The 24,751-nt window shown below is 66.6% G+C and carries 25 protein-coding genes; 20 read left to right on the top strand and 5 right to left on the bottom strand.

Going from position 1 to position 24,751, the window contains the following annotated elements; genetic code table 11:
• The first annotated feature begins 15 nt into the window (after positions 1 to 15).
• The 7 genes from aroC to phoB all read left to right on the top strand — a co-directional run bounded on the left by aroC (position 16) and on the right by phoB (position 7,146).
• Positions 16 to 1,116, top strand: coding sequence for a chorismate synthase (gene aroC / locus IT41_RS01905; protein ID WP_036738349.1), 1,101 nt, complete (start codon positions 16 to 18; stop codon positions 1,114 to 1,116).
• Positions 1,117 to 1,266: 150 nt separating this feature from the next.
• A complete protein-coding gene (locus IT41_RS01900; protein WP_036738348.1) occupies positions 1,267 to 2,298 on the top strand; it encodes a substrate-binding domain-containing protein in 1,032 nt (343 codons plus the stop codon).
• A 62-nt stretch (positions 2,299 to 2,360) separates the two neighbouring features.
• On the top strand, positions 2,361 to 3,551 hold the full coding sequence (gene pstC / locus IT41_RS01895) for a phosphate ABC transporter permease subunit PstC (RefSeq protein ID WP_036738346.1): 1,191 nt from the start codon (positions 2,361 to 2,363) through the stop codon (positions 3,549 to 3,551).
• A complete protein-coding gene (gene pstA / locus IT41_RS01890) occupies positions 3,548 to 4,900 on the top strand; it encodes a phosphate ABC transporter permease PstA (protein WP_036738344.1) in 1,353 nt (450 codons plus the stop codon). The genes pstC and pstA overlap by 4 nt, the downstream gene beginning before the upstream one ends.
• Before the next feature lie 21 nt (positions 4,901 to 4,921).
• Entirely contained in the window at positions 4,922 to 5,719 is a 798-nt protein-coding gene (gene pstB / locus IT41_RS01885; RefSeq protein ID WP_036738342.1) for a phosphate ABC transporter ATP-binding protein PstB, read from the top strand.
• Positions 5,720 to 5,736: 17 nt separating this feature from the next.
• Positions 5,737 to 6,453 carry a phosphate signaling complex protein PhoU gene (gene phoU, locus IT41_RS01880; RefSeq protein WP_036738340.1) on the top strand — a complete coding sequence of 239 codons (717 nt, stop codon included), beginning with the start codon at positions 5,737 to 5,739 and terminating at the stop codon, positions 6,451 to 6,453.
• 3 nt (positions 6,454 to 6,456) lie between these two features.
• Positions 6,457 to 7,146: a phosphate regulon transcriptional regulator PhoB gene (phoB, locus tag IT41_RS01875; protein ID WP_036738339.1), complete on the top strand. Its 690-nt coding sequence runs from the start codon at positions 6,457 to 6,459 to the stop codon at positions 7,144 to 7,146.
• Between the two features lie 750 nt (positions 7,147 to 7,896).
• Here the strand turns inward: phoB and dprA are convergent.
• Together dprA and tldD are read right to left on the bottom strand one after the other, a co-directional pair.
• Positions 7,897 to 9,156, bottom strand: a complete 1,260-nt coding sequence (gene dprA / locus IT41_RS01870) for a DNA-processing protein DprA (protein ID WP_052081240.1) — start codon at positions 9,154 to 9,156, stop codon at positions 7,897 to 7,899.
• 100 nt (positions 9,157 to 9,256) lie between these two features.
• Positions 9,257 to 10,678: a metalloprotease TldD gene (gene tldD, locus IT41_RS01865; RefSeq protein ID WP_036738338.1), complete on the bottom strand. Its 1,422-nt coding sequence runs from the start codon at positions 10,676 to 10,678 to the stop codon at positions 9,257 to 9,259.
• 162 nt (positions 10,679 to 10,840) lie between these two features.
• Here tldD and coxB point away from each other — a divergent pair, with 162 nt between their 5' ends.
• From coxB to IT41_RS01810, 11 genes are all read left to right on the top strand, one after another.
• Complete coding sequence (gene coxB, locus IT41_RS01860) at positions 10,841 to 11,737, top strand: cytochrome c oxidase subunit II (RefSeq protein WP_036738336.1); 897 nt, start codon at positions 10,841 to 10,843, stop codon at positions 11,735 to 11,737.
• A 9-nt stretch (positions 11,738 to 11,746) separates the two neighbouring features.
• Positions 11,747 to 12,664: a heme o synthase gene (cyoE, locus tag IT41_RS01855; protein ID WP_036738335.1), complete on the top strand. Its 918-nt coding sequence runs from the start codon at positions 11,747 to 11,749 to the stop codon at positions 12,662 to 12,664.
• On the top strand, positions 12,664 to 12,918 hold the full coding sequence (locus IT41_RS01850) for a hypothetical protein (protein WP_414811544.1): 255 nt from the start codon (positions 12,664 to 12,666) through the stop codon (positions 12,916 to 12,918). The genes cyoE and IT41_RS01850 overlap by 1 nt, the downstream gene beginning before the upstream one ends.
• Complete coding sequence (locus IT41_RS01845; RefSeq protein ID WP_036738333.1) at positions 12,915 to 13,499, top strand: cytochrome c oxidase assembly protein; 585 nt, start codon at positions 12,915 to 12,917, stop codon at positions 13,497 to 13,499. Before IT41_RS01850 ends, IT41_RS01845 begins: the two co-directional genes overlap by 4 nt.
• 34 nt (positions 13,500 to 13,533) lie before the next feature.
• Entirely contained in the window at positions 13,534 to 14,358 is an 825-nt protein-coding gene (locus IT41_RS01840; protein ID WP_036738331.1) for a cytochrome c oxidase subunit 3, read from the top strand.
• Between the two features lie 68 nt (positions 14,359 to 14,426).
• Complete coding sequence (locus IT41_RS01835) at positions 14,427 to 14,831, top strand: GFA family protein (protein ID WP_036738329.1); 405 nt, start codon at positions 14,427 to 14,429, stop codon at positions 14,829 to 14,831.
• Positions 14,831 to 15,502: an SURF1 family protein gene (locus tag IT41_RS01830; RefSeq protein ID WP_081967427.1), complete on the top strand. Its 672-nt coding sequence runs from the start codon at positions 14,831 to 14,833 to the stop codon at positions 15,500 to 15,502. The genes IT41_RS01835 and IT41_RS01830 overlap by 1 nt, the downstream gene beginning before the upstream one ends.
• Positions 15,503 to 15,511: 9 nt before the next feature.
• Positions 15,512 to 16,900, top strand: coding sequence for a threonine synthase (gene thrC, locus IT41_RS01825; protein ID WP_036738326.1), 1,389 nt, complete (start codon positions 15,512 to 15,514; stop codon positions 16,898 to 16,900).
• The gene (locus tag IT41_RS01820) at positions 16,897 to 18,162 is read left to right on the top strand and encodes a M16 family metallopeptidase (RefSeq protein ID WP_036738325.1); all 1,266 of its coding nucleotides are present in this window, start codon (positions 16,897 to 16,899) and stop codon (positions 18,160 to 18,162) included. The genes thrC and IT41_RS01820 overlap by 4 nt, the downstream gene beginning before the upstream one ends.
• Positions 18,162 to 18,743: a GNAT family N-acetyltransferase gene (locus tag IT41_RS01815; protein WP_036738324.1), complete on the top strand. Its 582-nt coding sequence runs from the start codon at positions 18,162 to 18,164 to the stop codon at positions 18,741 to 18,743. Before IT41_RS01820 ends, IT41_RS01815 begins: the two co-directional genes overlap by 1 nt.
• A gap of 25 nt (positions 18,744 to 18,768) precedes the next feature.
• Entirely contained in the window at positions 18,769 to 20,178 is a 1,410-nt protein-coding gene (locus IT41_RS01810; RefSeq protein ID WP_036738548.1) for an FAD-binding oxidoreductase, read from the top strand.
• 138 nt (positions 20,179 to 20,316) lie between these two features.
• On the opposite strand, the gene IT41_RS01805 is transcribed toward IT41_RS01810, so the two are convergent.
• The 3 genes from IT41_RS01805 to IT41_RS01795 are packed head-to-tail and all read right to left on the bottom strand — an operon-like array spanning position 20,317 to position 22,435.
• Positions 20,317 to 20,784 carry a CinA family protein gene (locus IT41_RS01805; RefSeq protein ID WP_036738323.1) on the bottom strand — a complete coding sequence of 156 codons (468 nt, stop codon included), beginning with the start codon at positions 20,782 to 20,784 and terminating at the stop codon, positions 20,317 to 20,319.
• Entirely contained in the window at positions 20,781 to 21,275 is a 495-nt protein-coding gene (locus IT41_RS01800; protein WP_036738322.1) for a phosphatidylglycerophosphatase A family protein, read from the bottom strand. Before IT41_RS01800 ends, IT41_RS01805 begins: the two co-directional genes overlap by 4 nt.
• A 17-nt stretch (positions 21,276 to 21,292) precedes the next feature.
• Entirely contained in the window at positions 21,293 to 22,435 is a 1,143-nt protein-coding gene (locus IT41_RS01795; protein WP_036738320.1) for a bifunctional 2-C-methyl-D-erythritol 4-phosphate cytidylyltransferase/2-C-methyl-D-erythritol 2,4-cyclodiphosphate synthase, read from the bottom strand.
• A gap of 160 nt (positions 22,436 to 22,595) precedes the next feature.
• Between IT41_RS01795 and rpiA the strand changes: the two genes are divergently transcribed.
• Both rpiA and gorA read left to right on the top strand, forming a co-directional pair.
• On the top strand, positions 22,596 to 23,321 hold the full coding sequence (rpiA, locus tag IT41_RS01790; RefSeq protein WP_036738547.1) for a ribose-5-phosphate isomerase RpiA: 726 nt from the start codon (positions 22,596 to 22,598) through the stop codon (positions 23,319 to 23,321).
• On the top strand, positions 23,318 to 24,718 hold the full coding sequence (gorA, locus tag IT41_RS01785) for a glutathione-disulfide reductase (RefSeq protein WP_036738318.1): 1,401 nt from the start codon (positions 23,318 to 23,320) through the stop codon (positions 24,716 to 24,718). Before rpiA ends, gorA begins: the two co-directional genes overlap by 4 nt.
• Positions 24,719 to 24,751 lie beyond the last annotated feature (33 nt).

The raw sequence follows: 24,751 nt of genomic DNA, 5'->3' as shown, positions 1-24,751 counted from the left end.
GAAAGGGCGGGAAACATGAACCTCAACACATTCGGGCGCGTATTTACCTTCACCACCTGGGGCGAAAGCCACGGCCCGGCGCTTGGCGCCACCGTGGACGGCTGTCCGCCGGGCATCCCGCTTGATGCGGCCTATATCCAGAAATTCCTGGACCGCCGCCGGCCGGGCACGTCGAAATTCACCACCCAGCGGCAAGAGCCCGATCAGGTGCGCATCCTGTCGGGCACCTTCGAGGGGCGCACGACCGGCACGCCGATCCAGCTGGTGATCGAGAATACCGACCAGCGCAGCAAGGATTACGGCGAGATCGCGCAGGCCTTTCGCCCCGGCCATGCCGATATCGCCTATCACCTGAAATACGGCATCCGCGACTATCGCGGCGGCGGCCGCTCCAGCGCGCGGGAAACGGCGGCGCGGGTCGCGGCGGGCGGGGTGGCGCAGGCAGTGCTGCGCGAACTGGTCCCGGAACTGACGATCACCGGCTACATGGTCCAGATGGGCGAAATGCATCTGGATCGCGCGAATTTCGATGCGGCCGAGATCGCCAACAACCCGTTCTTCCTGCCCGATGCCGGCGCCGTTCCGGCATGGGAGGATTACCTGAACGCCATCCGCAAGGCGCAGAACAGCGTCGGCGCCGCCATCGAGCTGCTGATCCGGGGCTGTCCGCCCGGCCTTGGCGCGCCGGTCTATGCCAAGCTGGACACCGATCTGGCCGCCGCGATGATGTCGATCAACGCGGTCAAGGGGGTCGAGATCGGCGAGGGCATGGCGGCCGCCGCGCTGACCGGCACCGACAATGCCGACGAGATCCGCATGGGCAATGACGGGCCGCGCTTTCTGTCGAACCATGCCGGCGGGATTCTGGGCGGCATCTCGACCGGGCAGGACATCGTGCTGCGATTCGCGGTCAAGCCGACCAGCTCGATCCTGACGCCGCGCCGCACCATCAACCAGCGGGGCGAGGAGATCGAGCTGGTCACCAAGGGCCGCCACGATCCCTGCGTCGGCATCCGCGCCGTGCCGATCGCCGAGGCCATGGCCGCCTGCGTGATCCTGGATCACCTGCTGCTGGACCGCGCCCAGACCGGCGGCCGGCGCGGGGTGATCGGCTGATCCGCCGATCGCGTCCGGGCCGGGCGACAATGTCCTGACGCGATGGATTGTCGTGAATCTGTTACATTCTCTTCGCATAACCGTCGCATTGCGGTTCTAGAGAACACAAGGACCGAATCCGGTCAGATGAAAAATGCCAGGAGTCATCCTATGAAATCCGCAAAATTCACCGTCTCGGCACTTGCCGTGATCGCCGCCACCGCGACGGTCGCCGGCGCCCGCGAACAGATCCAGGTCGCCGGCTCCTCCACCGTGCTGCCCTATGCCACGATCGTTGCCGAAGCCTTTGGCGAAAATACCGATTTTCCGACCCCGGTGGTCGAATCGGGCGGCTCCTCGGCCGGTCTCAAGAAGTTCTGCGAGGGTGTCGGGGAAAACACCATCGACATCGCCAACGCGTCGCGCGCGATTCGCGAGGGCGAAGTGGAAGCCTGCGCCGCCGCCGGCGTGACCGACATCATGGAAGTCCGCATCGGCTATGACGGCATCGTCTTTGCCAGCGACATCAACGGCAACGACTTCGTGTTCACCGCCGCCGACTGGTTCAACGCCCTGGCCGCCGAAGTGGTCCAGGACGGCAAGGTGGTCGCGAACCCCTATACCAAGTGGAACGAGATCCGCGCCGAGCTGCCGGATCAGGAAATCCTGGCCTTCGTCCCCGGCACCAAGCACGGCACCCGCGAAGTGTTCGAGGAAAAAGTCATCGCCGCCGGCTGCGAGGAAACCGGCGCCGCCGAGGTCTTCGCCGCCGAGAAGGCTGACGAGGACGCCGCCGAGGCCGCCTGCATGGCGCTGCGCACCGACGGCAAGTCGGTCGATATCGACGGCGACTATACCGAGACCCTGGCCCGCATCCAGTCGTCCCCGAACGGTATCGGCGTGTTCGGCCTGTCCTTCTATGAAAACAACACCGACAAGCTGAAGGTCGCGACCATCGGCGGCGTCACCCCCTCGACCGAGACCATCTCCTCGGGCGAATATCCGGTTTCGCGGCCGCTGTTCTTCTATGTCAAGAAGCAGCATATCGGCACGATCCCCGGCCTGAAGGAATATGTCGAGTTCTTCGTGTCGGACGCGATGGCCGGCGCCGGCGGTCCGCTGGCCGAATACGGTCTGGTCGCGGATCCGGAACTGGCGGCCACGCAGCAGGCGGTCGCCGACGAAGCCACGATGGCCAAGTGAGCCGACGGGTGCGGGGGAGCCTCTCCCGCACCCTTTCCGCTTATCCGTTATAGAGGGCCCGTATGCCTGTCTCCTGGACCATGTTGATCGTCCTCGCCCTCGCTGTGGCGGGCTTTTTCGTTACCCGTGGGCGCGCCGTCGCACTGGCCGATGGCGATACCCGCCGGCTGCATTCCCGACCCGGCTATTACGGCTGGAACGCGGCGCTGCTGGCGGCGGTGCCGGCGCTGTTCGTGACCGCCATCTGGCGCTTTTTCTGGCCGGGCACCAGCCCGACGCTGATTTCGGTCGTGGCGCTTGCGCTGGCCCTGGGCGGCATCGCCTTTGCGCTGTCGCGCACCTCGCCCGCGTTTCGCGCCCGCAATGCCGTGGAAAGCATCGTCAAGGCCCTGCTGATCCTGTGTTCCAGCATCGCCATCCTGACCACCGCCGGGATCGTGCTGTCGATGCTGTTCGAGACCGGCAATTTCTTCAGCCAGTATTCCTGGACCGAATTCTTCTTTGGCACGACCTGGTCGCCGCGCTTCGGCGGCGGTTCGCAACTGGGCATGCTGCCGCTGTTGTGGGGCACGCTCTACATTTCGCTGATCGCGCTGGTGGTTTCCGTGCCGATCGGCCTGTTCGCCGCGATCTACATGTCGGAATACGCCTCGCCGCGGCTGCGCAGCTTCGCCAAGCCGATGATCGAGGTGCTGGCCGGCATCCCGACCATCGTCTACGGTCTTTTCGCCCTGATCACCGTCGGGCCGATGCTGCGCGACTATTTCGCCCAGCCGCTGGGGCTGGGCAGTTCGGGTTCCTCGGTGATGACGGCGGGTCTGGTCATGGGCATCATGCTGATCCCCTTTGTCAGCTCGCTTTCCGACGACATCATCAACGCCGTGCCGCAAAGCCTGCGCGACGGCGCCCTGGGGCTGGGCTCGACGCATTCGGAAACCATCCGCAAGGTGGTTCTGCCGGCCGCGCTGCCGGGGATCGTCGGCGCCATCCTGCTGGCCGCCTCGCGCGCCATCGGCGAAACCATGATCGTGGTCATGGGCGCCGGCGCCGCCGCCAGGATCGGGGTGAACCCCTTTGAGGCGATGACAACCATCACCGTCAAGATCGTCAGCCAGCTGACCGGCGACACCGATTTCGCCGCGCCCGAAACCCTGGTGGCCTTTGCCCTTGGCCTGACGCTTTTCGTCATCACGCTGGGGCTCAACATCGTCGCCCTTTATGTCGTGCGCAAGTACCGGGAGCAGTACGAATGACCGACGCAACCATTCCCGCCGGCGCCTCGCCCCAGGCAAAGGATTCCCTGCTGGTCCCCGATGCGCGGACCCGCAAGCGCAATGCCTCCGAGGCGCGTTTCCGCGCCTATGGCCTGGGCGCCATCGTGATCGCGGTGATCATGCTGCTGATCCTGCTGTTCACCATCATCACCGACGGCATCGGCGCGTTCCGGCAGACCTACCTGACCATTCCCGTCACGCTGGACGCGCAGCAACTGGACCCGAGCGGCAACCGCGATCCCGAGGATCTGAAAAAGATCCTGACGCTGACCTATGGCAACATGCTGAACGGCGCCGTCGAGGGGGTCATCGCCGAAAGCGGCATCCAGGTCGCCGATCTGACCGAGAAGGATGTGAACGACCTGATCTCGAAAGAGGCGGCGGCGCAGCTGCGCAACCGCGTGCTCGCCAATCCCGAGCTGATCGGGCAGACCGTCGAATCCCGCGTGCTGGTGAACGGCCGCGTGGACGGCTATTACAAGGGGCGCGTCTCGATGGCCAGCGCGGCGCTGGACGGCAATACCTCGCCGCAGCAGCTGCAGCTTGCCGATGCGCTGAAAGATGCGGGCCTGCTGGCCACCCGCTGGAACTGGGCATTCCTGAGCAATCCCGACGCCTCGGACCAGCGCCCCGAGGCCGCGGGTGTCGGCATCGCCATTCTCGGTTCGCTCTACATGATGCTGGTGGTGCTGTTCCTGGCGGTGCCGATCGGTGTCGCCGCCTCGATATATCTCGAGGAGTTCGCCACCAAGAACCGCCTGACCGATATCATCGAGGTCAATATCTCGAACCTCGCGGCGGTGCCCTCGATCGTCTTCGGGATCCTGGGTCTGGCGGTCTTCATCAACTTTTCCGGCCTGCCGCAATCGGCGCCGATCGTCGGCGGTCTGGTGCTGACGCTGATGACCCTGCCGACGATCATCATCGCGACCCGCGCGTCGCTCAAGGCGGTGCCGCCCTCGATCCGGGACGCCGCCCTGGGGGTCGGGGCTTCCAAGATGCAATCGGTGTTCCACCATGTCCTGCCGCTGGCGCTGCCCGGCATCCTGACCGGCACGATCATCGGTCTGGCGCAGGCCTTGGGCGAAACCGCGCCGCTGCTGCTGATCGGTATGGTGGCATTCGTCAAGAACTTTCCCTCGGCCCCGCCCGAAGGGCTGTTCGACCCCGCCTCGGCCCTGCCGGTTCAGGTCTATAACTGGACGCAGCGCGCCGACCCCGCCTTTATCGAACGCGCCTCCGGGGCGATCATCGTCCTGCTGGTATTCCTTTTGTGCATGAACCTTCTCGCCATCTATCTGCGCCGCAAGTTCGAGCGCCGGTGGTAACGGAAGGGAGGAGACACGACAATGAACGACATGAGAATTCTGGAGCGCAGCGTGGACCAGACAGACGCCAAGATCTCGGCCAAGGACGTGCAGGTCTATTATGGCGACAAGCAAGCCATCAAGGATGTCAATGTCGACATTCTGGACAAGACCGTGACGGCATTCATCGGCCCTTCGGGCTGCGGCAAGTCCACGTTCCTGCGCTGCATCAACCGCATGAACGACACCATCGACGTCGCCCGCATCGAGGGCTCGATCAAGCTGGACGGCGAAGATGTCTATGACAAGCGCGTCGATCCGGTGCAGCTGCGCGCCCGCGTCGGCATGGTGTTCCAGAAGCCGAACCCGTTCCCCAAATCGATCTATGACAACGTCTCCTACGGTCCGCGCATCCACGGGCTTGCGCGCAACAAGGCCGAACTGGACGAGATCGTCGAGAAATCGCTGCGCGGCGCCGCGCTGTGGAACGAGGTCAAGGACCGGCTGCAGGAACCCGGCACCGGGCTTTCGGGCGGCCAGCAACAGCGCCTGTGCATCGCCCGCGCGGTGGCGACCCAGCCTGAGGTGTTGTTGATGGATGAGCCGTGCTCGGCGCTCGACCCCATCGCCACCGGGCAGGTCGAGGAGCTGATCGACCAGCTGCGCAGCGAGTTTTCGGTGGTCATCGTGACCCACTCGATGCAGCAGGCGGCGCGCGTCAGCCAGAAGACGGCCTTCTTCCATCTGGGCTATCTGGTGGAATATGGCGATACGGATGATATCTTCACCAATCCGCGCGATCCGCGCACGGAAAGCTATATCAGCGGCCGCATCGGCTGAGCTGGAAAGGATCTGTCATGAACAACGAACGCCACATCCTGTCCGCCTTCGACCGCGACCTTGAAACGGCGCAGGCGCTGGTCGTCAAGATGGGCGGTATGGTGGAAACCGCGATCCACGACGCCGCCGCCGCGCTGGAGACCCGCGACGAGGAACTGGCCGCCGATGTCCGCCGCCGCGACCGCGCCATCGACGAGCTGGAACAGCAGATCAACGAAGAGGCCGCCCGCCTGATCGCGCTGCGGGCGCCGCGCGCGACCGACCTGCGGATGGTGCTGTCGGTGATCAAGATCTCGTCCAGCCTCGAACGTGTCGGCGATTACGCCAAGAATATCGCGAAGCGCAGCTATGTTCTGGCCGAACTGCCGGCGATCGACGGTGCCGGCATGGCGCTGCGGCGCATGTCCGCCGCCGTCGAGACGATGATGAAGGATGCGCTGGACAGCTATATCCAGCGCGACGCCGCCCTGGCCGAGGATGTCCGCAAGCGCGATCTGGATGTCGACCAGATGTATAACGCGCTGTTTCGCGAGTTCCTGACCTTCATGATGGAGGATCCGCGCAACATCACCGCCTGCATGCATCTGCATTTCATCGCCAAGAACATCGAGCGCATGGGCGATCACGCCACCAGCATCGCCGAGCAGGTGATCTATCTGACCACCGGCGAATTGCCTGACGATCCGCGTCCCAAGGGGGAAAGCGTTCAGCGGGTCGAGCCGGAAGGGGCCTGATCCATGGCGCATTCGCAACCCTGTGTTCTGGTTGTTGAGGACGAGGGCGCGCAGCGCGAGGTTCTGAAGTACAATCTGGAAGCCGAGGGCTTTGACGTCGTTCTGGCCGAAAACGGCGACGAGGCCATGCTGCTGGTCGCCGAGGAGCAACCCGACCTGATCGTCCTGGACTGGATGCTGCCCAATGTCAGCGGCATCGAGGTTTGCCGGCGGGTCAAGGCGGATCCGCAGACCCGCCAGATCCCGGTGGTCATGCTCTCGGCCCGTTCCGAAGAGGTGGATCGCGTGCGCGGGCTGGAAACCGGCGCCGACGATTATGTCGTCAAGCCTTATTCGGTGGTCGAATTGATGGCGCGGCTGCGCACGCAGCTGCGCCGCACCCGACCGGCGACGATGGGCGAGCGGCTGAGCTTTGGCGACATCATTCTGGATGCGGGCGAGCATCGCGTTTTCCGGGCGGGCCAGCCGCTGCATCTGGGACCGACCGAATTCCGGCTGCTGTCGACGCTGATGGAAAAGCCCGGCCGGGTCTGGACCCGCGAGCAACTGCTGGACCGTGTCTGGGGACGCGACATCTATGTCGATACGCGGACCATCGACGTGCATGTAGGCCGGCTGCGCAAGGCGCTGATGGCCAATGGCGGCGACAATCCCGTCCGCACGGTGCGCGGCACGGGCTATTCGCTGGGCTGATCGCCGGCATCAATCCCATGAAAGCCGCGGCCCTCAAGGCCGCGGTTTTTTCGTCTGGCGCGGGCGACTGATAACTGCCCGAGATCGTGCCGGCACTAGTTTTGCGAACCTTGCGCGGGAGTCTGCGCCTGGACCGGCTTTCCTCTTGGCGCCGGTCGGGCATTTGTGATCGCAGCGGGCAGGTCGGGCTTGGGGGCAGGGGGCGATGCACGTTCTCGCGCGAGGCTTTTTGCTTGCGGGACGCGGGCAGATGCACCTGCCGGCCGGGCCTCAGGCGCCTGTGCCTGCCCGGTATCCGGTTTTTCCGGCGGTTGCGCAGCTTGCGTCAGATGGGGTTTCTGCGGCGGCGGCTGAAAGGGAATATGGCGGCTGTAAGGCTTCGACAAGGGCTCTTGCTCGGACCCGGGCGGAGCGGTCGTCCATCGCAGACGAGGTTCTCCCAAGGGCTTCCATTCCTGCCGATCACTTACCCCAGGCGCGGATTTTTCCGACTCGGGCCGCGAAGACATGAACCCCGTCGAGGCCGGTAGCTCTTGATCTTTCAAGCTATGCGCCTGCTGAACCTGCGCAAGCGCAAGCTGCGTTGCCGTCAACGCGAGAATCGCCGCGATAGCCGTGGTACTTCCTCCAACCGGGCGCATTTCCATGCTCCGCCGTAGTTTGCCTGTCGAACTGTCAACAGCCGTTCAGCGGCAGGGTTCCCTTATGCCCCCGTACTTGCCGGAAAATCGGCGGCCGGCCGGGCGGCGCTCAGGCGCCGGTCAGTGCCAGCCTTCCTCCGGCCATGCGCTGTACCCGGCCCGCGATTTCCAGCTCCAGAATGACCGGAGCCAGCATCGCGACGGGTATCCCCAGATCGCGGATCAGCAGGTTTTCCTCGGTCGGGCTGGGACCAAGCCGGGACAGGACGCGCGCCTCCAGATTGACGGGACCGCCCTGGGCGGGGGATCTTTGCGGCATCCCGGCTTTGGCGGCGACCTTGTGACCCAGCTCGGCCAGACGCCGGGCAACGGCCGCCGGCTGCCGGGGGCGGGTCATGTCCGCGCCCATCTCCGGCAAGGATGGCGCGGGAGGCGGCGGCTTTGGCGCGAGTTCTTGCGGCGCGTCGTCGCAGGCGCCGTTCGATTGCAATGCCGTCAGCACATCGGCCGAGTTGCGGACCAGCGTGGCGCCGTCCCGGATCAGTGCGTTGCAGCCGCCGGCGCGCGCATCCATCGGATGGCCGGGAACGGCCATCACCTCGCGTCCCTGGTCGAGCGCGCAGCGCGCCGTGATCAGACTGCCGGATCGCAGCGCCGCCTCGATCACCACGACGGCGCGCGACAGGCCCGAGATGATGCGGTTGCGCGCCGGGAAATGCCGCGCGACCGGCTCGGTGCCGGGGGGCTGTTCGGTGACCAGCAGGCCGGTGTCGCAAATGCGATCGGCCAAAGCCCCGTTCTCGGCCGGATATACCATGTCGATGCCACCCGCCATGATGGCGATCGTGCCGCCATGCAGCGCGGCCTCATGCGCGACGGTATCAATGCCGCGCGCCAGCCCCGAGACGACCATGGCGCCGGATTGCGACAGGCCCGAGGCCAGGCCGCGCGCCATCCGCAGCCCCAGGGATGAGGCATTGCGCGCCCCGATCACCGCCACCGGCAGGCGCGTCAGCGCGGACAGATCGCCACGCACCCACAAGACGGGCGGCGCTTCGGAGATTTCGCGCAATATCGCGGGGTAGTCGGGCTGGTTCCATGTCAACAGCCGCGCGCCGGCGCGCAGGCCCGCGCGAATCTCGGCCTCGGCCACCGGGGCGGGGCAGGGGGTATAGTCATCGATCCCCGCCGCGCGCGCGATGGCCGGCAATGCGGCCAGCGCCGCGGCGGCGCTGCCATGCTCGGCCAGCAGCCGGTGAAAGGTTGCAACGCCGACCCGGCGCGAACGGATAAGGCGCAGGTCCGAAAGCGCGATTTCATCCGCCGCGGGATGGTTTTGCCGGGGGTCGAAAGATCGGGGTCCTGCCATCATCTGCGCTGCCTCTGTCGCGTCCGCAGACGAAACCTGGCATGGCAGTGGTTAAGAAAGCGTTAGCCCGGGCAAATTCCGAACTTTCCCGATCCGGCCGTCACGCAGCGGAGCCGCCGATGGTCAGCCCGCCGATTCGCAGCGTCGGCAGGCCGACACCCACCGGCACCCATTGCCCCTGCTTGCCGCAATTGCCGATTCCCGGATCCAGCGCCAGATCGTTGCCGATGGCACGGATCTGCTGCAGCGCGGTCGCGCCGTCGCCGATCAGCGTGGCGCCGCGGATCGCATCTCCGATCCGGCCGTTCCGGACCCGATAGGCCTCGGTGCAGGAAAAGACGAACTTCCCGTTGGTGATATCGACCTGACCGCCGCCGAAGCCGACGGCATAGATGCCGTCCTCCAGCCCCGAAAGGATCGAGGCGGGGTCCTCGGGGCCGGCCAGCATGAAGGTGTTGGTCATGCGCGGCATCGGCGCATGGGCATAGCTTTGCCGGCGGCCGTTGCCGGTCGGCGGCACCCCCAGTAACCGGGCATTCTGGCGGTCCTGCATGTAGCCGACCAGCACGCCGTCCTCGATCAGCACGTTGCGGCCGGGTGCCGTGCCCTCGTCATCGACGGAAATCGAGCCGCGCCGGTCGGGGATCGTGCCGTCGTCGATCACGGTGACGCCGGACGCGGCGACGCGCTGCCCCATCAGCCCGGCGAATGCGGAATGGCCCTTGCGGTTGAAATCCCCTTCGAGCCCGTGGCCGACGGCCTCGTGCAGCAGGATGCCGGGCCAGCCGGGGCCCAGCACGACATCCATCACCCCGGCGGGCGCGGGGACCGAGCGCAGGTTGACCAGCGCGATGCGCAGCGCCTCGCGCACGAGGCCCTGCCAGTGATCGGGGGTGATCAGCCCGTCCAGCGCGATGCGGCCGCCGCCGCCGGCATTGCCCGATTCCCGGCGGCTGTTCGATTCCACGATGACCGAGACATTGATCCGCGCCATTGGCCGGGTGTCGGTGGCCAGCCCGCCCTCGGGGCGCAGGATGGCGATTTCCTGGACCGAGGTCGCGATGCTGGCGGAAACCTGCACCACGCGCGGGTCCAGATCGCGCGCGAAGGCGTCGATGTCGCGCAGCAGGGCGACGCGGGCGGCAAAGCTGATCCCGGAGGCCGGGTCAATGGCCGCGTAAAGCGGCGCGGTCGCACCCTCCGGGGGCAGGGCCAGCCTGCCGCCGCCGTCGCCGATCGCCAGCCGGACGGTGCGGGCGGCATCCTTCAGCGATGACTCGCTGATCTCGGTGGAATGGGCATAGCCGGTCACTTCGCCGCGCACGGCGCGCAGGCCGAAACCCTGCTGGGCGTCATAGCTGGCATTGCGCAGCCTGCCATCGTCAAAGACCAGTGCCTCGGATCGGGACCGTTCCAGAAACAGCTCGCCGTCATCGCCGCCGGCCAGCGCAGAGCGCAGGATAGCCAGCGTGCGATCCCGGTCGAGAAGGGTCCGGAACGGTGAAAAGGAAGCGTCTGTCATGCGGGCCTGTCCCTGTCGTGCGGTCCCGACTATGGGTTTTTTCCGCGAAAGTCGATAGCTATAGGCTTGCTGCTGCGGGTAAGATATGGTTCTGGTGCAGCACCGATACCGGCCGCGTCTCAAGACCATGGTGCGGCGGGGCATGTTAGGCAACGGGATGGGATGATGGCAAAAGCGACGATGCGCCACCGGCTGGCGGCAGTAACGGGCCTTGGGTTTGCGGCAATGACGGCGGGGCCGGCATTCGCGCAGGACGTGTTGGGTGATCTGCCTTCGATCGGCAAGCCCGTGGATGGCGGCATGGGGTTCCAGCCGGCGGCGAGCCCGCTGGCGCAGGACCAGCAATGGCTGGACAATTTCGTGCTTTATATCATCACGGCCGTCACGATCTTTGTCTGCGTGCTGCTGCTGATCTGCATTTTCCGTTTCAACCGCCGGTCGAATCCGGTGCCCGCGCGCTTTACCCACAACACCCCGATCGAGGTGATCTGGACGCTGGTGCCGGTGCTGATCCTGGTGGCCATCGGCGCCTTCTCGCTGCCGATCCTGTTTCGCAGCCAGGAAATGCCCAACGATCCCGACCTGGTGATCAAGGCGATCGGCAACCAGTGGTACTGGTCCTATGAATATCCCGATGACGGCATCGCCTTCGATGCGCTTATGCTGGAAAAGGAAGCACTGGCCGAGGCCGGCTATTCCGAGGATGAATACCTGCTGGCCACCGACAACGCGGTGGTGGTGCCGGTCGGCAAGAAGGTTCTGGTGCAGGTCACCGCGACCGACGTGATCCACGCCTGGACGATCCCCGCATTCGCCGTCAAGCAGGACGCGGTTCCGGGCCGCATCGCGCAGCTCTGGTTCTCGGTCGATCAGGAAGGCGTCTATTTCGGCCAGTGCTCCGAGCTTTGCGGCATCAACCACGCCTATATGCCGATCGTGGTGAAGGCCGTCAGCCAGGAGAAATACGATGCATGGCTGGCCGGCGCGAAAGAGGAATTCGCCGCCGATGCCTCGGACTACCTGCCGGCGAAGCCCGTTCAGCTGGCGCTGGCGGAATAAGGCCGCGCCGTGGCCGATATCAACGCATATGAGGGGCCGGCCGAGGCCGGCTTCGGCGATTACGTCGCGCTCCTGAAGCCGCGCGTCATGTCGCTGGTGGTCTTTACCGCGCTGGTCGGGCTGTGGATCGCGCCGCAGCCGGTCAACCCGTTCATCGCCTTTTGCAGCGTGCTGTTCATCGCCATCGGCGGCGGCGCTTCGGGCGCGCTGAACATGTGGTATGACGCCGATATCGACGCGGTGATGAAACGCACCGCGGGCCGCCCCGTGCCCTCGGGCCGGGTCTCCTCGCAAGAGGCGCTGGCGGTCGGCATCGCGCTGTCGGGCCTGTCGGTGATGATGCTGGGGCTGGCGGCGAACTGGTTCGCGGCGGGCTTTCTGGCCTTTACCATCTTCTTCTACGCGGTGATCTATACGATCTGGCTCAAGCGCCGGACGCCGCAGAATATCGTCATCGGCGGTGCTGCCGGGGCCTTTCCGCCGATGATCGGCTGGGCCTGCGCGACCGGCGGCATCGGGATCGAGCCGCTGCTGATGTTCGCGCTGATCTTTTTCTGGACGCCGCCGCATTTCTGGGCGCTGGCGCTCTTCATGAAAGAGGATTACTCGCGCGCCGGGGTGCCGATGCTGACCGTGACCCATGGCCGCAAGGTGACGCGCCGCCACATCTTTGCCTATACGCTGGTGCTGGCGCCCTTTGCGATCTGGCTGGGGCTGACCTCGGTTGGCGGGCCGCTTTACATGGCGGTGGCGGTGGTGCTGAACGCCATGTTCATCGCCGGCGGCTGGCGCATCCTGCGCCGCACCGAAGAGCAGGCGATGGCCGACCATTACCTGGTCGAAAAGCGTTACTTCCGCCTGTCGCTCTATTATACCTTCCTGCATTTCCTGGCCCTGCTGGTGCAGAGCTGGATCGGAGGATGGTGATGCTGCGGACCGAGCACGAACTGCACAGGCGCCGCCGCGGCCGCAATATCGGGCTGCTGGTGGTGCTGATCGCCTTCGCCGCGCTGGTCTTTGGCCTGACCGTGGTCAAGATCGGCCAGGGCGACATGATGGAGGGCTATGATTACCGGCCGCGCGCGTCGATGCTGCCGCGCGATCCCGATGCGCCGGCACCCGCCGCCGCGCCCGAGACGCCCGCCGAACCGCAGCAGCAGCAGCCGGAGGATCAGCAATGACCGTGAAATCCAGATCGAACACCCGCGTTCTTGCCACGCTGGCCGGGGTTGTGATCCTGATGGGCGCGCTGGCCTGGGCGGCCGTGCCGTTTTACAACTGGTTCTGCCGGGTGACCGGCTATGCCGGCACCACCAATGTCTCGGAGACGGTTTCCGACACCGTGCTGGACGAAATCGTGCGCGTGCGTTTCGATTCGAATGCCGACAAGGATCTGGGCTGGACCTTCCGCCCCATGCAGCGCGAGATGAAGATCCGCATCGGCGAAAACGCCATCGCCTATTACGAGGCGGTGAACAATACCGACAAGGTGATCACCGGCACCGCCAGCTATAACGTCGCCCCCGACACGGCCGGCTATTTCTTCAACAAGGTCGAGTGCTTCTGCTTTACCGAGCAGACCCTGCAACCCGGAGAGCGGGTCGAGATGCCGGTCAGCTTCTTTGTCGATGCCGGGATCGTGAACGACCGCGACGCGGGTCGGGTCCGCGACATCACCCTGTCCTATACCTTCCATCTGAGCGAAGTGGCCGAGCCGCAGCAGGCGGCACTGGACGCAGCGCCGGAGGCGAACGTAAATTGAGCAACAAGAACCAGCAACAGCCGGGAATGCAGCCATGGCCCATGTAAAGAACCACGATTACCAGATCCTGCCGCCCTCCATCTGGCCGCTTCTCGGCGCCATTGCCGCCTTCGTGATGCTGACCGGCGCCGTGGCCTGGATGAAGGGGATCACGCTGCTCGGCCTGCCGATCGAGGGGCCGTGGATGTTCCTGATGGGGCTGACGGCGGTGCTCTACGTCATGTTCGGCTGGTGGGCCGATGTCGTGCAGGAGGGCGAGACCGGCGAACATACCCCGGTCGTGCGCATCGGGCTGCAATACGGCGTCATCCTGTTCATCGTCTCCGAGGTGATGTTCTTCGTCGCCTGGTTCTGGGCCTTTATCAAGAACGCCATGTATCCGATGGGGCCGGACAGCCCGATCAAGGACGGCGTCTGGCCGCCGGCGGGAATCGAGACCTTCGATCCCTGGCACCTGCCGCTGATCAACACCCTGATCCTGCTGCTGTCGGGCGTTGCGGTGACCTGGGCGCACCATGCCTTTGTCCATGAGGGCGATCGCAAGACCACCATCAACGGCCTTGCCATCGCGGTGTTCCTGGGTCTGTGCTTCACCGCGCTTCAGGCCTATGAATACAGCCATGCCGCCTTCGGCATGTCCGACACGGTCTATGCCGGCGTGTTCTTCATGGCGACCGGCTTTCACGGGTTCCATGTCATCATCGGCACGATCTTCCTGTTCGTCTGCCTGATCCGGATGATCCGGGGCCAGATGACGCAGGAACAGCATATCGGCTTCGAGGCGGCCGCCTGGTACTGGCACTTCGTCGATGTGGTCTGGCTGTTCCTGTTCGTCGTGGTCTATATCTGGGGCGGCTGATCCCGCATCCGGTTCCCGAGAACGACGCGCGGGGCGGCCCCCCGCGCGTTTTCATTCGGAGGGTTCACATGCTGACCGGCGGTTGCCAATGCGGTGCCCTGCGCTATCGGGTCGATGCAGATCCGATCCGCGTCTATTGCTGCCATTGCACGCAGTGCCGCGCGCAATCGGCCTCGGCCTTCGGCATCTCGGTGATCGTGCCGCCCGATGCGGTGACGCTGACACGGGGGCAGGCGCGGATATGGTCGCGGCCAACGGTGACCGGCAAGGTGCTGGACTGCGCCTTTTGCCCCGCATGCGGCAGCCGCGTCTGGCATGTCGACAACCCTGCCGGGGATGAGCTGTCGGTCAAGGGCGGCTCGCTCGATGGCGGTGTCGATCTGCGCGGCGCCTGGCATATCTGGACCTCGAGCAAGCTGCCCGGCATCGTCATTCCCGAAACCGCACGGCAATTTCCGCAAGAACACGATTGATGAAACGCTATCTTTTCCCCCTGTTTGTCGGCATCCTCGGCTGCGCCATCCTGATTTCGCTGGGCATGTGGCAATTGCGCCGGATGGAGTGGAAACAGGACATGATCAGCGGCATCGAGCAGCGTATCGGCGGCGCGCCGGTCGGCCTGCCGGCGGCGGTTGACCCGTCGATGAAATATCTGCCGGTCTATGTCTCGGGCCGGACCACCGGGCAAGAGATCGACGTGCTGTCGGGCACCAAGGAACGGGGCGGCGGCTATCAGGTCGTCTCGAGCTTCGTCACCGATGACGGGCGGCGCATCCTGGTGGATCGGGGCTTCATCGACCAGGACCACAAGCGCGCGCCGCGCCCGGCCGTGCGGCTGGAGATCGCCGGCAATCTGCACTGGCCCGAGGAAAAGGGCAGCGCCACGCCCGATCCGAACCTGGACGCCAATATCTGGTTTGCCCGCGACGTGCCCGCCATGGCCGCGCAGTTGGGAACCGAGCCGATCCTGATCGTCGCGGCCGAGACGCGGGGCGACGCGCAGGGGATCGAGCCGATCCCGGTCGCGGTCGAGGGGATACCGAACAACCATCTCAGCTATGCGGTGCAGTGGTTCATGATCGCCGCCGTCTGGGCAGGGATGACAGTGGCGCTGATCTGGCGTATCAGGCAGCGGCAATTCTAGGGGGACGCGATGCGTTACGTTTCGACCAGGGGTCAGGCCCCGGTCCTGGATTTCGAACAGGCGATGATGACCGGGCTGGCGCGCGATGGCGGGCTTTACCTGCCGGAAACCGTGCCCGCGATGACCCGGGACCAGATCGCCGCGCTTGCCGGCCTGCGCTATGAAGAGGTCGCGCTGCGCGTCGTCACCCCTTATATCGGCGACAGCTTCACGCAGGACGAGCTGCGCGGCGCCATTGCCCGCGCCTATGCCGGTTTCGACCATGTCTCGCGCGCGCCGCTGATCGAACTGGCGCCGGGCCATCACCTGCTCGAGCTGTTCCACGGCCCGACGCTGGCCTTCAAGGATTTCGCCATGCAGCTGATCGGCCAGCTGTTCCAGTTGGCGCTGAAGCGGTCCGGCCAGCGGGTCGCGATCCTGGGTGCGACCTCGGGCGATACCGGCTCGGCCGCGATCGAGGCGTTTCGGGGTCTCGACAATGTGGACGTGTTCATCATGTACCCGCATGGCCGCGTCAGCGAGGTGCAGCGCCGCCAGATGTCCACCCCCGCTGACGCCAATGTCCATGCGCTGGCGGTGGATGGCAATTTCGACGATTGCCAGGCGCGGCTCAAGGATCTGTTCAACGATCACGGTTTTCGCGACGAGGTCGGGCTGGCCGGGGTCAATTCGATCAACTGGGCGCGGGTGCTGGCGCAGATCGTCTATTACTTCACCGCCGCCACCAGCCTTGGCGCGCCGGCGCGCGAGATCGACTTTACCGTGCCCACGGGCAATTTCGGCGATATCCTTGCCGGCTCTATCGCGAAACAGATGGGCCTGCCCATCGGCCGGCTGGTCGTCGCCACCAATCAGAACGACATCCTGCATCGCGCGCTCAGCACCGGCGAATACCGGGTCGGCACGGTCGCGCCCTCGATCAGCCCGTCGATGGATATTCAGGTCAGCTCGAATTTCGAGCGCGCCCTGTGGCTGGCCTATGGCCGCGACGGCTCTGCCATCGGCCAGCTGATGGAGGAGCTGAAATCCGGCGGGTTCACGATCAGTCAGGGCGCGCTTGAGCACCTGCGCGAAACCTATGTTTCGGGCCGCGCGTCAGAGGCCGAGACCAGCGCCATGATCGCCACCATCCGCGAGGAAACCGGCCAGGTGATCTGCCCGCATACGGCGGTCGCGGTCAAGGTGGCGCGCGAACATATCCGCGCCGGCGTGCCGATGATCAGCCTGGCCACCGCGCATCCCGCGAAATTCCCCGACGCGGTCGAGGATGCGGTGGGGATCCGCCCGCCCTTGCCGCCGCATATGGCGGATCTGTTCGCCCGCGACGAACGCATTACCCGGATTGCAAATGATGCCGAGGCGATTAAATCATTGATCCTCGAACGGAGGACAGCTTGAACGAACCCCGCATTACCACGCTTGCCAACGGCCTGCGCGTCGTGACCCGCGACATGCCCGGCCTGCATTCCGCCTCGATCGGGATCTGGGTCAATGCCGGCGGCCGCGATGAGCGCCCCGAACAGAACGGCGTCGCGCATTTCCTTGAGCATATGGCGTTCAAGGGGACGGCGCGGCGCAATGCCCTGCAGATCGCCGAATCCATCGAGGATGTCGGCGGCTATATCAACGCCTATACCTCGCGCGATGTGACCGCCTATTACGCGCGGGTGCTGGCGGGCGATGTCGAACTGGCGCTGGACGTGCTTTCGGACATCCTTCTGAACCCGGTTTTCGACCAGCGCGAGATCGAGGTCGAGCGTGGCGTGATCCTGCAGGAAATCGGGCAGTCTCTGGACACGCCCGACGACGTGATCTTCGACTGGCTGCAAGAGGCCGCCTATCCCGACCAGCCCCTGGGCCGCACCATCCTGGGCCCGGCCGAGCGGGTCAGCCATTTCAGCCGCGACGACCTGTCGGGCTTTATCGGCCAGCATTACGGCCCCGAGCGGATGATCGTCTCGGCCGCCGGCGCCGTCGATCACGACCGCATCCTGCGTCAGGTCGAGGCGATATTCTCGCATCTGGCGCCGCGCGCCGATACGCCGCGCGAACCCGCCCGCTGGCGCGGTGCCGAGGCGCGGCGCGTCAAGAAGCTGGAGCAGGCGCATTTCGCGCTGGCCTTTGAGGGGCCGGGCTATCTGTCGGATGATTTCTATGCCGCGCAGATCTGGACCTCGGCGCTTGGCGGCGGCATGTCCTCGCGGCTGTTCCAGAAGATCCGCGAAGAGCGGGGGCTGTGCTATTCGATCTTTGCGCAATCGGGGTTCCATGACGATACCGGCATGGTCACGATCTATGCCGGCACCTCGGGCGATCAGATCGCCGATCTGGCCAATCTGACCGTCGACGAGCTCAAGCGCGCCGCCGGCGACATGACCGAGGCCGAGATCGCGCGCGCCCGCGCGCAGCTCAAGGCGGGGCTGCTGATGGGGCTGGAAAGCCCGACCGGCCAGGCCGAGCGCATGGCCCGGTCGCTGGCCATCTGGGGCCGCATCTCGGACCCGGCCGAGGTGGCGGCGCGCATCGACGCGGTCACCGCCGCCGATCTGCGCCGCTATGCCGAAAAGCTGATCCGGGATGCCCGCCCGGCTCTGGCGCTTTACGGGCCGGTCCGCGCCGCGCCCTCGCTTGTCAGGCTGACCGAGAGGTTGGCCGCCTGATGCTTCTGCGCCGCCGTCCGCTGCGACTGGAAACCGAGCGGATGGTGCTGCGCCTGCCGGCGCATGGCGATTTCGGGGCATGGAGTGCGCTGCGCGTCGAAAGCCGCGCCTTTCTGACCCCGTGGGAGCCGGTCTGGGCCGAAAACCACCTGTCGCGCAAAAGCTTTACCAACCGCGTCTATTGGGCGCAGCGGGCCAGCCGCAACGGCACCGCGCTGCCGCTGTTCCTGATCCGCCGGGACGGGTCGCTCCTGGGCGCGATCACGCTGGACAATATCCGCCGCGGCCCGGCGCAATCGGCGACGATCGGCTATTGGATCGGCCAGCCCTTTGCCCGCCAGGGCTACATGCGCGAGGCGATCGGCGCGCTGGTTCACCACGCCTTCACCCAGCTCGACCTCAGCCGGATCGAGGCCGCCTGCCTGCCCGAGAATGCCGCCTCGCGCGGGGTTCTGGAACGCTCGGGCTTCAAATATGAGGGCGTGGCGCAAAGCTATCTGCAGATCAATGGCCGCTGGCGCAACCATGTGCTTTATTCGAACCTGCGCCACGACCGGCGCGGCAAGACCGAGGCGCGCTGAAAACAAGGGGGAAGCGATGCCGGACATGTCCCTGAACCCTGCCGATGCGGCGCTGGCCGGGCGGCTGCCTGCGGGCGTGCTGCGCCCGCTGACCCCCGCCTATCTGGAAGAGCCGCGCCGGCGCTGGTCCGGCCAGGCCGGTCTGGTTGCCGCGCCGCGCAATACCGATGAGGTGGCCGCCGTGGTCCGCGCCTGCGCCGAGGCGCGCGTCGGCATCGTCCCGCGCGGCGGCGGCACCGGGCTGGTCGGCGGGCAGGTGATGCCCGGCGGCCCCGCGCCGCTGATCCTGTCGCTCGAGCGGATGACCGCGTTGCGCGGTCTCTGGCCGCAGGAAAACGTGCTGGTCGCCGAGGCGGGCATGAGCCTGCAGGCGGTGCGCGACGCGGCGGCGGGGGCCGCGCGGCTGTTTCCCCTGTCGCTGGCCAGTCAGGGCACGGCGGCGATCGGCGGCTGTCTTGCGACCAATGCCGGCGGTGTCACCGCGCTGCGCTATGGCACCGCCCGCGCGCTGTGCCTGGGGATCGAGGCGGTGCTGCCCGATGGCAGGGTGATCCACGACCTGAAGCGGCTGCGCAAGGACAATACCGGCTACGATCTGCGCGACCTGCTGATCGGCGCCGAGGGCACGCTGGGCATCATTACCGCCGCCAGCCTGCGCCTGGTCGTGCCGCCGCCCGATACCGGCGTCGCCATGCTGGCCGTGCCCGGCCCGGCCGAGGCGCTGAGCCTGCTGTCCCTGGCCGAGGGGCGCATGGCCGGCGGCGTCACCGCATTCGAGCTGATCGCCGGGCAGGGGCTGGCCTTTCTGGCCGAGGTTCTGCCCGATATCCGCCGTCCCTTGCCCGATGCCGCCTGGTCGGTGCTGATCGAGGTCGGCCTGCCCGAGGGCCTGCCGCCCGGCGATGCGCTCGAGGGGCTGCTGGTCGATGCGCTGGAGCGTGGCCTGGTTCTGGACGGGGTGATCGCGCAATCGGGCCAGCAGGCGGCCGATTTCTGGAACCTGCGCGAGAACCTGCCCGAGGCGAATGCCCGGATCGGTGCCATCGCCAGCCATGATATCAGCCTGCCGCTGTCCGAGATCGCGGGCTTCATCCGCGACGCGGAAGCGGCGTTGACCGCGCGGGCGGAACTGCGGATCAACTGTTTCGGCCATCTGGGCGACGGCAACCTGCATTACAACCTGTTCCCGGCGCCGGGCCGGTCGCGCGACGCCTATGACGACCGCCGCAAGGCCCTGTCCGATCTGATCCATGAGATGGTCATGGCGCGCGGCGGCTCGTTCTCGGCCGAGCATGGCGTCGGGCGACTGAAGGTCGCGGAACTGGAACGCTGGGCCGATCCGGCGCGGCTGGCGGTGATGCGCACGCTCAAGGCGGCGCTGGACCCGCTGGGGATCATGAACCCGGGGGCGGTTCTTGCGCCAGCACCGGGTTGAGACGCGGCGGGCAGGTGATTGGGCTGGCATCGCGCTCCCCGCCCCGCCGAGGTCTGTCGGACGCTGCTCCGCAGCGTCCATGCGGCGGGTCCCCATCGGCTTCAGGGCCGCAGCCCATATTGCAAAAGGCGCGATGCCTTAGCTCAGCGCCGATTTCAGCAGGTCCAGCGCATGTGCGACGGTCGCCGCCCGGACCTGCGCGCGGCCGAGCGGGCCGAACTCCACCGTTTCGGTGCGGCAGCCCCGCGCGTCGCCGATGCCAAAGCAGACGCGGCCCTCGGGCTTGTGTTCCGAGCCGCCCGGCCCGGCGATGCCGGTGACCGCCACTGCGATCCCGGCCCGCGAACGCGCCAGCGCGCCCTGTGCCATCTCGGCCGCGATTTCCTCGCTGACCGCGCCATGGGCCTCCAGGGTTTCGGGGCGGATGCCCAGCATCTCGATCTTGGCGGCGTTGGAATAGGTGACGAAGCCGCGATCCACCACGTCCGAGGAGCCCGCCACATCGGTCAGCCGGCCGGCGATCAGCCCGCCGGTGCAGCTTTCGGCGGTGGCGATCATCACGCCGCGCGCACGGGCGAGTTGCAGGATTTCGGCTGTATCGGTCATCGCATCAGCAGCCCGTGCGACAGGCCCGCCGCGATCATCGTCGCGACGCCCGCGAACAGCCCGGCCAGCAGGTCGTCCCACATCACCGCATCGGCATCGCCTCGCCGGTCGGCGCGGCCGATGATCCAGGGTTTCCAGATGTCGAACAGCCGGAAAAAGACAAAGGCCGCCACCCAGCCGGGATAGGGAAACATCTCGCGCGGCAGCCCCATCAGCAGGAACCCGGCCGAGGGAAAGCTGAGCGCGATCCACTGGCCGGCGACCTCGTCGATGACGATTTCCTTGCGGTCCTTGTGGGCAAGCCCGGCGGTCATTCGCCGCACCGCCCAGAACCCCGCCGCGATGGCGATCAGCGTGGCGGCCAGCAGCGCCGGGAAATGGCCCAGCCGGTGGATGGCCAGCCCCAGCAGGATCGCCACGGCCGAGGCCCAGGTGCCCGGCGCCGGCCGCAGGTTGCCGATGCCGAATAGCGTTGCGATCTGTCTGTCCATCCTGTGCCCCTTTCGGTTCAGTCGCGGATCAATGTGGCGGTTGCGATGGCGGCGATGCCTTCCTCGCGGCCGGTAAAGCCCAGCCGCTCGGATGTGGTGGCCTTGACGCTGACCCGGTCCGTGGCGATGCCGATGATTTCGGCCAGCCGCGCCATCATCGCGGGCGCGTGCGGGCCGATCTTGGGGCGTTCGCAGATCAGCGTCACATCGGCATTCGCGATCCGGTAGCCCATGTCGCGGGCAAGCTCCGCCGCATGGCGCAGGAAAACATGGCTTTCCGCGCCCTTCCATTGCGGGTCCGAGGGCGGGAAATGGCGGCCGATATCGCCCTGCGCCAGCGCGCCATAGATCGCGTCGGTCAGCGCATGCATGCCGACATCGGCATCCGAATGCCCCAGAAGCGCCTTGTCATGCGCGATGCGCACACCACACAGCCAGAGGTGATCGCCGGCGGTAAAGGCATGCACGTCGTAGCCATTGCCCAGACGGATATCCATGGCATTCCCCAATATGCGTTCCGCGCGCGAAAAATCGGGCGGATAGGTCAGTTTCAGATTGTCCTCGTCGCCCGGCGTGACGATGACCGGCAGGCCGGCGCGGATCGCCAGTTCGACATCGTCGGCCGCGCCCTCGGGATGGGCGCGATGGGCGGCAAGGATGGCGTCCAGCGCGAAGCCCTGCGGGGTCTGGGCGCGAAACAGCCCCTCGCGGCTGGCGGTGCCGGTGACGCGGCCGTCCCGCACCCGCCAGAGCGCATCCGAGACGGGCAGGGCGGGGGCGGCCGCCGGCGCGCCCGATTGCAGAGCCTGCACCACACCGGCGGTCACCGCCGCAGGCACCAGCGGCCGCGCGCCGTCATGGATCAGCACATGGCTTACGCCGCTGCCCGCAAGGCTTTCCAGCGCCGCGCGCACGCTTTCGCTGCGCGTCGCGCCGCCCGCGATCAGCGTGACCGGGCCGGCAAGCTCCTCGATCCCGCGGGTCATGTCCTCGGGGGCGAGCGTCACCACGATGCGCGGAAACGCGGCAAAGGCGCGGATGCTGCGCGCCAGCACGCTGCGACCGGCCAGCGCGCGCCACTGCTTGGGCGGGCCATCGCCGGCGCGCGTGCCCCTTCCGGCGGCGGTGATGATGGCGGCATAGGTTGCGGGTATGGTCATGGCGACAGCTTTAGGCGAGCCCGCCGCCCGAGGCAATCGCCGCAAAAGCGCCTTTCGTCGCAGGCGGGCGGCGCAAGCGGCCTTGGCCCTGCGCGCGGCTTCTGCGTATAAGGGCGCGACCGCCCTGCTGGGCATTCGCGACCGTGCCAAGGAACCCGCCATGACCGATCCCGCCATTGCCGATCAATCCAAGGATGCCGCCGCCACCGCCGCCGTCAGGCTGGTCGAGCCGGGGATGCGGCTGGGGCTGGGCACCGGCTCGACCGCCGCGATCTTCGTGCGGCGGCTGGCGCAGCGGGTCAAGGCCGAGGGGTTCGAGCTGCGCTGCGCCGCGACCTCGAAGGGGACGGCGGAACTGGCAGGCTCGCTGGGGCTCCGGGTCGAGGAGCTGGACGATATCGGCTGGCTCGACCTGACCATCGACGGGGCGGACGAGCTGGACCCGGACCTGAACCTGATCAAGGGCGGCGGCGCGGCGCATCTGCGTGAAAAGATCGTGGCGACCGCCTCGGACCGGATGGTGGTGATCGCGGATCAGGGCAAGGTGGTCAACCGGCTGGGCCAGTTCCACCTGCCGGTCGAGGTGATTCCCTTTGGCTGGCAGGCCACGCGCCAGCTGATCCTGCGCGCGCTCGAGCGGCTGGATCTGAGCCAGCGCCCGGTCCTGCTGCGCAAGCGCGACGACCAGCCGCTGCTGACCGACGAGGGGAACCTGATCCTTGATCTGGCGCTGGAGGAGATCCACGACCCCGAGGCGCTGGCGGCCGAGCTGTCGGCAATCGCCGGGGTGGTTGAACACGGGCTTTTCCTGAATATCTGCCAGCTTGCGATCATCGGCCGTCCCGACGGCTCGGTCGTGGAACTGGCACGCGAGGATTTCGAATGAATTTCGACTACGACCTTTTCGTCATCGGCGGTGGCTCGGGGGGGGTGCGCGCGGCGCGCATCGCCGCCAGCGAATACGGCGCCCGCGTGGCCCTGGCCGAGGAGGACCGCATGGGCGGCACCTGCGTCATTCGCGGCTGCGTGCCGAAAAAGCTGATGATCTTTGCCTCGCAGGCGGGGGCGATGGCGGCGGAATCGCGCGGCTATGGCTGGGCCGAGGCCAGCGCCGGCGGTTTCGACTGGCCGATGTTCCATGCCGCGCTGATGCGCGAGCTCGACCGGCTGGAAGCGGCCTATACCGGCGGGCTGGATGCGGCCGGCGTCAAGATCTACCGCCAGCGCGCCCGTATCCATGACGCGCATAGCGTGGCGCTGGCCGATGGCCGGCGGGTGACGGCCAAGCATATCCTGATCGCGGTGGGGGGGCGTCCGCAACTGCCGGGCATTCCGGGGCAGGATCTGGGCATGATCTCGGACGATCTGTTCACCATGGAAAAGCTGCCCGGCCGCGTGCTGGTGGTGGGCGGCGGCTTCATCGCCTGCGAATTCGCCACCATCCTGAACGGGCTGGGCAGCGATACGGTGCTGGCCTATCGCGGCGACGCGGTGCTGCGCGGCTTTGACGGCGAGATGCGCCGCCATGTCACCGCGCAGCTTGACCAGATTGGCGTCGAGGTGCGGCTGGAAACCAATCCCGCGCGGCTCGACCGCGACGGCGACGGCATCCGCGTCAGTTTCGAGGATGGCGCGACCGACCGTTTCGACGCGGTGATGTTCGCCACCGGCCGCGCGCCCTATACGCAGGGGCTGGGGCTGGACGAGGTCGGCGTCAGGCTGGGCCGCAAGGGCGAGATCGTGGTGGACGAATGGTCGCAGACTTCCGTGCCCTCGATCTTTGCGGTCGGGGATGTGACGAACCGGGTGAACCTGACCCCGGTCGCGATCCGCGAAGGCCACAGCTTTGCCGATACGATCTTTGGCGCGCGCCCGCGCAAGGTCGATCACGGTCTTGTGGCCAGTGCCGTCTATACCCGCCCGCATGAGCTGGCGACCATCGGCCTGACCGAGGAGCAGGCCGCGGAGCGCGGCCCCGCCGATGTCTATGTCGCCAGTTTCCGGCCGATGCGTTCGCTTTTCGCCGGATCCGAGGCGCGGGCGGTGATGAAGCTGATCGTCGCGGCGGAAACCGACAAGGTGCTGGGCTGCCACATCTTCGGCCCCGAGGCGGGCGAGATGATCCAGATGGTCGCCATCCCGATCGGCATGGGCGCGACCAAGGCCGATTTCGACGCGGCCATGGCCGTGCATCCGACGCTGGCCGAAGAGCTTGTCACGATGCGCAAGCCAAGCCGGCGGATTGGCGGGGAGTTTGCCGGGAAAGAGCGGGGTTTGGCTTGATTTTCAGGCTGAAACCACCAGTTTCAACCAGAC

Source organism: Paracoccus halophilus (assembly GCF_000763905.1).
GTDB classification, from domain to species: Bacteria; Pseudomonadota; Alphaproteobacteria; order Rhodobacterales; family Rhodobacteraceae; genus Paracoccus; species Paracoccus halophilus.
This window is presented reverse-complemented; position numbering and strand designations above follow the sequence as displayed.

Bases quoted from the DNA above. Each gene is read 5' to 3' on its own strand.
- phoB (WP_036738339.1), top strand. From the start codon at position 6,457: ATGGCGCATTCGCAACCCTGTGTTCTGGTTGTTGAGGACGAGGGCGCG.
- IT41_RS01830 (WP_081967427.1), top strand. From the start codon at position 14,831: ATGAAACGCTATCTTTTCCCCCTGTTTGTCGGCATCCTCGGCTGCGCC.
- IT41_RS01845 (WP_036738333.1), top strand. From the start codon at position 12,915: ATGACCGTGAAATCCAGATCGAACACCCGCGTTCTTGCCACGCTGGCC.
- IT41_RS01800 (WP_036738322.1), bottom strand. From the start codon at position 21,275: ATGGACAGACAGATCGCAACGCTATTCGGCATCGGCAACCTGCGGCCG.
- tldD (WP_036738338.1), bottom strand. From the start codon at position 10,678: ATGACAGACGCTTCCTTTTCACCGTTCCGGACCCTTCTCGACCGGGAT.
- IT41_RS01795 (WP_036738320.1), bottom strand. From the start codon at position 22,435: ATGACCATACCCGCAACCTATGCCGCCATCATCACCGCCGCCGGAAGG.
- IT41_RS01900 (WP_036738348.1), top strand. From the start codon at position 1,267: ATGAAATCCGCAAAATTCACCGTCTCGGCACTTGCCGTGATCGCCGCC.
- thrC (WP_036738326.1), top strand. From the start codon at position 15,512: ATGCGTTACGTTTCGACCAGGGGTCAGGCCCCGGTCCTGGATTTCGAA.
- IT41_RS01835 (WP_036738329.1), top strand. From the start codon at position 14,427: ATGCTGACCGGCGGTTGCCAATGCGGTGCCCTGCGCTATCGGGTCGAT.
- phoU (WP_036738340.1), top strand. From the start codon at position 5,737: ATGAACAACGAACGCCACATCCTGTCCGCCTTCGACCGCGACCTTGAA.
- IT41_RS01805 (WP_036738323.1), bottom strand. From the start codon at position 20,784: ATGACCGATACAGCCGAAATCCTGCAACTCGCCCGTGCGCGCGGCGTG.
- IT41_RS01810 (WP_036738548.1), top strand. From the start codon at position 18,769: ATGTCCCTGAACCCTGCCGATGCGGCGCTGGCCGGGCGGCTGCCTGCG.
- aroC (WP_036738349.1), top strand. From the start codon at position 16: ATGAACCTCAACACATTCGGGCGCGTATTTACCTTCACCACCTGGGGC.
- rpiA (WP_036738547.1), top strand. From the start codon at position 22,596: ATGACCGATCCCGCCATTGCCGATCAATCCAAGGATGCCGCCGCCACC.
- IT41_RS01840 (WP_036738331.1), top strand. From the start codon at position 13,534: ATGGCCCATGTAAAGAACCACGATTACCAGATCCTGCCGCCCTCCATC.
- coxB (WP_036738336.1), top strand. From the start codon at position 10,841: ATGATGGCAAAAGCGACGATGCGCCACCGGCTGGCGGCAGTAACGGGC.
- pstA (WP_036738344.1), top strand. From the start codon at position 3,548: ATGACCGACGCAACCATTCCCGCCGGCGCCTCGCCCCAGGCAAAGGAT.
- IT41_RS01815 (WP_036738324.1), top strand. From the start codon at position 18,162: ATGCTTCTGCGCCGCCGTCCGCTGCGACTGGAAACCGAGCGGATGGTG.
- dprA (WP_052081240.1), bottom strand. From the start codon at position 9,156: ATGGCAGGACCCCGATCTTTCGACCCCCGGCAAAACCATCCCGCGGCG.
- pstB (WP_036738342.1), top strand. From the start codon at position 4,922: ATGAACGACATGAGAATTCTGGAGCGCAGCGTGGACCAGACAGACGCC.
- IT41_RS01850 (WP_414811544.1), top strand. From the start codon at position 12,664: ATGCTGCGGACCGAGCACGAACTGCACAGGCGCCGCCGCGGCCGCAAT.
- gorA (WP_036738318.1), top strand. From the start codon at position 23,318: ATGAATTTCGACTACGACCTTTTCGTCATCGGCGGTGGCTCGGGGGGG.
- pstC (WP_036738346.1), top strand. From the start codon at position 2,361: ATGCCTGTCTCCTGGACCATGTTGATCGTCCTCGCCCTCGCTGTGGCG.